Source organism: Anaerolineales bacterium, assembly GCA_022866145.1.
GTDB lineage: Bacteria > Chloroflexota > Anaerolineae > Anaerolineales > E44-bin32 > PFL42.
In genome coordinates this window covers 1-6,406 of sequence record JALHUE010000460.1, presented here as the reverse complement: position 1 = coordinate 6,406, position 6,406 = coordinate 1, and the positions used below count along the sequence as shown (strand labels likewise).

5 protein-coding genes are annotated in these 6,406 nt (G+C 65.2%); all 5 read right to left on the bottom strand.

Annotated features, from left to right (window positions below; all coding sequences use genetic code 11):
* Positions 1-83: 83 nt before the first annotated feature.
* The 5 genes from thrC to MUO23_13625 all read right to left on the bottom strand — a co-directional run bounded on the left by thrC (position 84) and on the right by MUO23_13625 (position 6,382).
* The gene (gene thrC, locus MUO23_13645; protein ID MCJ7513993.1) at positions 84-1,355 is read right to left on the bottom strand and encodes a threonine synthase; all 1,272 of its coding nucleotides are present in this window, start codon (positions 1,353-1,355) and stop codon (positions 84-86) included.
* Positions 1,356-1,357: 2 nt separating this feature from the next.
* Positions 1,358-2,326, bottom strand: coding sequence for an ABC transporter permease (locus tag MUO23_13640; protein MCJ7513992.1), 969 nt, complete (start codon positions 2,324-2,326; stop codon positions 1,358-1,360).
* A 2-nt stretch (positions 2,327-2,328) separates the two neighbouring features.
* Positions 2,329-3,456 carry an ABC transporter permease gene (locus MUO23_13635; GenBank protein ID MCJ7513991.1) on the bottom strand — a complete coding sequence of 376 codons (1,128 nt, stop codon included), beginning with the start codon at positions 3,454-3,456 and terminating at the stop codon, positions 2,329-2,331.
* A complete protein-coding gene (locus MUO23_13630; GenBank protein MCJ7513990.1) occupies positions 3,453-5,045 on the bottom strand; it encodes an ABC transporter ATP-binding protein in 1,593 nt (530 codons plus the stop codon). Before MUO23_13630 ends, MUO23_13635 begins: the two co-directional genes overlap by 4 nt.
* A gap of 116 nt (positions 5,046-5,161) precedes the next feature.
* The gene (locus MUO23_13625) at positions 5,162-6,382 is read right to left on the bottom strand and encodes a BMP family ABC transporter substrate-binding protein (protein ID MCJ7513989.1); all 1,221 of its coding nucleotides are present in this window, start codon (positions 6,380-6,382) and stop codon (positions 5,162-5,164) included.
* Between the last annotated feature and the right edge of the window lie 24 nt (positions 6,383-6,406).

Here is a 6,406-nt window from a genome sequence, read left to right as displayed (position 1 = left end):
GGAAGGTTGGCGAGCTCATTGTAGATCGGGGCGATGATCGAGAATACGGGGTTCTTCTCTCGGACCATGACGGCCTCAGTCCCTCACACTTTGCCTGTTGACTGTGCGGACACAAGTGCGGCCAGCGTCGGCTCGATAACGACCGCCTCCCCGGCGGCCTGCATCGCTGCCCGAACATCCTTCAGCCCATTGCCCGTGTTCAGGAGAACCACGGTCTCTTCGGCGGCCACCAGGCCCCGGCGGACTGCGACTTCCAGGCCGGCGTAGGCGGCGGCCGCAGCTGGCTCGGCGAAGATGGCGGCTTTCCCCAGGGTGCGAATAGCTGCCAGGATCTCGGCGTCGTCGACAGTGAGATACGTTCCGCCGGTTTCGCGGGCTGCCCGCACTGCCCGCACGCCGTCGCGCGGCAGATCAACGCAAATGCTGTCGGCAAGGGTCTCCGCCCTGACTGGGATGATCTCCTCGCTGCCGCGTTGGAAGGCCTGAGCGATCGCCGCCGAGCCGGCCGCTTGCACGCCGATCAGCCTGGGCATGGCCTTGATCCAGCCGAGATCCAGCAAGTCACGGAAGCCCTTGTGCAGGCCGCTGATGATGTTGCCATCGCCGACGGAGACCAGCACGGCGCCGGGCGCCGTCCACAGGTTGCCTCCCTGCAGTCCGAGCGACCGCGTCAGCTGTTCGCAGATCTCGAAAGCCGCGGTCTTCTTGCCCTCGGCCGTGAACGGATTGTAGCCCGTGTTGCGGCAGTACCAGCCAAACGCCTCGGCCGCCTCTAGTGTGAGGTCGAACGCCTGGTCGTAGGTACCATCGACCAGGAAGACGCGTGCCCCGAAGATCAGCAGCTGGGCGACCTTGGCCGGGGGCGCTGTGCGCGGGGCCAGGATGACGGCAGGCAGGCCGGCGGCGGCCGCCATCCCGGCCAGGGCGGCGCCCGCGTTGCCCGTCGAGGCCGTGACGATCGTCTCGGCACCCACGGCCTGGGCGCGGGCCACAGCCACGGCGCTGGCGCGGTCTTTGAAGGATGCCGTCGGGTTGCGTCCATCGTCCTTGACCCACAGGTGCTTCAGCCCAAGGCCGGCTGCCAGCCGCTCAGGCCGCAACAGCGGCGTCCACCCCGCCGCCCGCAGGGCGCTGCCCACGTGCCCCGGGTCCCCCACCGGAAGCAGAGGCAGATAGCGCCAGATGGACTCCTCCCGCGAGCAGCTGATGTCCGCCGGACTCATGGCCCGGCGGATGGCGGAGAGGTCGAGGACGACGTCGAGGTTGCCCCGATCGCGCGGGCAGATATAAGTGACCTGCGAAGGACCATACTCTTCCCGGCAGAGCGAACAGCGGTAGCCGACGAAGGTGCCCATGCCTACAGACCCCGCTCGCCTCGCACGTACGGCTGACCCAGCGCCGCCGGTGCGCCGACACGCTTGCGCATCGCCTCACGCGAGCCGATCACCAGGAACAGGATGGTGAAGGCATACGGAACCATCTGCAGGAAGAAACCCCAGTATGGGTTGTAGAAGAAGGGATTGGCCAGTCCCAGCAGCAGGGTCGGCCCCTGGATGTCCAAGATCATTCGGCGAAGCGCACCAAAGACGTAGGCCCCGAACGCGGCCCGCAGCGGATCCCATTGGGCGAAAATCACCAGGCCGATGGCAATCCACCCCTGACCCGAAGTGGTCATTTCGCTAAACCAGCCGGGAGAGACGGCCAGGCTAATCGTGGCGCCGGCCAATCCGGCCAGCGCCCCGCCGACGAACACGTAGAAGTGGCGCAGCAGGCTGACGTTGATCCCCAGGGCGTCCGCCGCAGCCGGGAACTCGCCGATGGCCCGCAGATGCATCCCCGGGCGCGTCCGGTAGATGTAGTACCCGGCGGCGGGGGTGAGCAGGAAGCCGACGTAGACCAGAACGCTTTGATTGCTGAAGAAGATCGGACCCAGCAGCGGGATCCCGCTCAGGAGTGGGATGGAGAAGCGCGGCAGGAGCGGAAGGGCGCCGGCCTTACTCAAGCTCTCACCGAACACCAGGGCCAGGCCGATGGCGGCGAAGTTGAGCGCCAGGCCGCTCAGCACCTGGTCCGCCCGGAAGTCGATGGCGATGACGGCATGGATCTGGCTGATCAGGCCGCTGGCCAGCATGGCCAGCAGAACTCCCAGCCAGGGGTTGCCGCTGACCAGGGCGATGGAAATCGCGGTCATGGCGCCAATCAGCATCATGCCCTCGACGCCCAGGTTCAGCACGCCTGAGCGCTCGGCGAAGATCTCGCCGATGGTTGCGAAGAGCAGGACCGTTCCCGAGGCGACGCCGGCTTGAAGGATGATGACCGGGTCCATGGCTACGCCTCCGGAGTCCTGCGCACGACCAGTACCCGGTTGCGCACGAGAAAATCGCTAGCGATCAAACACACCAGCACGATCCCCTGGATCATCTTCGGCACCCCGGAAGGCTGGATCTCGCGCCCGGCGAGGATCAGCCCGCCGAACAGAATGGAGACCGGAACCACCGCCAGCGGGTTGAGCTTGGCCAGCCAGGCAATGATGATGCCGGTGAAGCCGTACCCGGGCGAGATCGCGCCCTGCAGACGGTGGACCACTCCGGAGATCTCCGACATGCCGGCCAGTCCGGCCAGCCCGCCCGAGAGCATCATCACCAGCACGGTGTTGAGGGCGATGCGGATGCCGGCGTAGCGGGCGGCCCGCGGGTTGTCGCCGGTCAGCCGGATCTCGTAGCCCCACTTGCTCCGGTCAAGCACCCACCAGATGATCACGGCCGCCACCACCCCGAAGAGCAGCCCCAGATGCAAGGTGATGCCGCGCAGTTGCGGCACCTGTCGGGCAAAGTCCGCCAGGCGTGGCAGCCAAGCGGTTTTCGGGAACACTCGGGTCATCTGGAACCCACCTTCGGTCCAGACGGCGAAGATGAAGAAGTTGACCCAGGCGATAGCGATGTAGTTCAGCATGAGTGTCGTGATGATTTCGTTGACGTTCAGCCGCGCCTTGAGAATCCCCGGGATGAAGCCCCACAGCGCGCCGGCAGCGAAGCCGGCGACCATCATCGCCAGGATCGTCAGCCAGGCCGGGGTTTCCGGCGGGACAAGCGGCGCCAGGACGACGGCGCTGGCTCCAAAGGCGCCCATGAAAAACTGACCCTCGGCGCCGATGTTCCACAGGCGCATGCGAAAGGCGACGGTGCAGGCCAGGCCCACCAGGATCAAGGGAGTCGCCTTAACCAAGGTGTCGGAGATCACGCCGAGACTGCCAAAGGAGGCCTTGAGCATGTAGCTGTAGGCGCGCAGGGAATTCCCGCCGACGATCTCGAGTACCACTGCCCCAAGCAGCAGGGCGACGAGCACGGCCCCTAACGAGACTGCGGTGCCGAAGCCGCGCGGCTGCTCCATGCGCGGCTCGACGCGAATCGCGATCGGAAACGACCACCTGCGCCCGGGACGAGAGGCGGCGCTCATGCTGGACCTCCCGTCATCCCGGCGACCGACCCCAATCGGTGCCCGGTCATCATCAAGCCCAGCGTGGCGATATCGGTCTGGACGACTTCGCCCATCAGCTCACCGGCGAAGATGACGTAGATCCGGTCGCTCAGGCTCATCAACTCATCCAGCTCCTCCGAGACCAGAAGGACGGCCGCGCCCGCCTCGCGCTGCTCGAGCAGCAAGCGCTGCACGCCCTCGATGGCGCCGACATCCAGCCCGCGCGTGGGCTGCATGGCGATCATCAGCTTAGGCCGGCTGGAGATCTCCCGGGCCAGGATCAGGCGCTGCAGATTGCCTCCAGACAACAAACGAACCGGGGTGTCCACCGACGGGGCAGCGATCTCGAAGTCCTGGCGCAGCTTCTCGGCCTGGTGTCGGGCGGCCGCGCCGTCGACCGCGGCGCCGCGCCCGATGGGCGGGCTGCGGTAGCCCTTCATGATCAGGTTGTCCGTGACCGACAGGTTGGGAGCCGTCCCGACATGCGTCCGGTCCTCGGGGATGTGGGAGACGCCGGCCCGTATGAGGCGCTGAATGGCCTGGCCGCGCGAGACGCCCCGGTTGGCCGCATCGACGATCACTTCGCCCTTGACCAGGACCCTGCCCTGCGTCGGCGGTCGAAGCCCGGTGATGACCTCCGCCAGCTCAGATTGCCCATTGCCCGCCACGCCGGCCAGGCCGACGATCTCCCCGGCGCGCACGCTCAGCGAAACCCCGCGCAGGGCTGGCAGGCCGCGATCGTTCAGCCCGTGCACGCCTTCCACCGAGAGCACGACCTCCCCGGGCGGGCGCGGCTTGCGCTCGAGGTGGAAGATGACTTCGCGCCCGACCATAAGCCGGGCGAGTTCGCTGGCATCGGTCTGCACCGGCGAGATGCCGGCGGCCGTCACCCGGCCCTTGCGCAGGACGGTGACGCGGTCCGCGATGCGCGAAACCTCGTTCAGCTTATGACTGATGAATACAACCGATTTGCCCTCCGCCACCATCGAACGCAGCGTGCGGAACAGCTCGTCGATCTCCTGGGGCGCCAGCACCGCCGTCGGTTCATCCATGATCAACACCCGCGCCCCGCGGTACAGGATCTTCAGGATCTCGACCCTTTGCTGCTCACCGACTGAAATCTGCCAGATCTTGGCGCCAGGGTCGACCCGCAGACCGTACTTCTCTCCCAGAGCCTCGATCTCGCGCTCGTAGTTGGCCATGCGCATCACGAAGCGCGGCTTGTCCAGCCCGAGCAAGATGTTCTCGGCCACAGTCTGGGTGGGGACCAGCATGAAGTGCTGATGGACCATGCCGATGCCGTGGCTGATGGAATCGCCCGGGGAACGGAACGTCACCGGTCGGCCCTCGATCGAGAGCGAGCCGGAGTCCGGCTGGTACATCCCGGTCAGGATATTGACCAGGGTGCTCTTGCCGGCGCCATTCTCGCCCAGCAAGGCGTGAATCTCTCCCCGGCGCAGGGTGAAGTCCACCCCATCGTTGGCCAGGACGCCGGGAAATCGTTTGACAATCCCGCGCATTTCCACGGCAAGCGCTGCATCGGGTTTGGCGGATGTTGTCTGTGTCACCAGATCATTCCCGTGATGCGCAAACTCCGGTCTCTCCCGAAAACCCCAAACGCCTCATGCACAAATGGAGCCGGAACCCCTCTGTGGAGTTCCGGCTCCATTATAGGGTGAAACGACTATTCGGGCAGTTCCGCGGTGATGCCCTCAGCCCACCACTTCATGCAGACGTCGATGCTACACGGCAACCCGAACTCCGGGAAGGCATCGAGATCAACCTGCTCCAGGCTTTGGCCTTCAGGCAAGACTACATTTCCCTTGTTGTCGTTGATCGGCCCGGTGAACACATCGAAGCGGTCGAATTCACCAGCCAGCATCTTGGCCAGCGTGTCTTCGACCATCGCGATCACTTCAGGGTCGAGATCGGTCACACCGGGTTGCGGGGTCTCCCCTTCCATGAAGCCATAGAGACCAAGGGCACCCGTATCGGCATCGAAGTACTCCCAACCGGGAACATAGGTTCCAGCGATGACCTTCTCAGCGATGCCAGCATAGATCGGACCCCAGACCCAGTACGGCGCAGTGAGGCAGGCATCCACCTTGCACGAGCCGGACCAGTCGTAAGTGACCCCCCACTTGCCCTTCTCCTGGGCGACGTCGGCCACAGCCGGGGTGTCAGCGCCAGTGAAGACCACCTGGGCACCGGCGTCAAAGAGCGAGGCAGCGGCGTCCTTCTCAACGATCGGGTCGTGCCAGGTGTTGAGCCAGCGCACATCCATCGTGCATTCGGGGCAGGTCTTCTTCATACCCAACGCAATGGCGTTGCCAAGGCGGATTTCTTCGGGGATCGGGAAGGTGGCCATGTAGCCGAGTTTCGGGTTGCCATCGGCCTTTGCGCGTGCGCCAGCTAGCATCCCGGCCAGGTACTTCATGTCTTCCATGGCGCCCATCAGGTTGCCGAAGTTCTCGCCGTTCGATTTGATGCCGGTCAGGTGGACGAACATCGTATCCGGAAATTCACCCGCTACGATTTCCATTGGGTCCATGAAACCGAACGAGGTGCCGAAGACCAAGTCGAATCCCTTGCGGGCAAGGCTGCGAAAGACTTGCTCGGACTCCGTGCCCTCCGGCACGTTCTCGATGTAGGCGACGTTCACGTTGTCGACGTTCTCGGCCACGTACTCGAGGCCCTCGTAGTGAGCCTGCGACCAGCCGCCGTCATTGTGCGGCCCGATCAGCACCATGCCCACATTGAACTTGCCGTCTTCAATCTCGGGAATCTGAAAGCCGCCCACCTCTTCGGCGGGTGCCGGTGCGGCCGGCACTTCGGTTGCCGCAGGTTCGGCCGGCTGCTCGGGGGCTACAGGCGTTTCGCCGCCCCCGCCGCATGCCGCCAGCATCAGGGCCGTGACAATCAGCAGGCT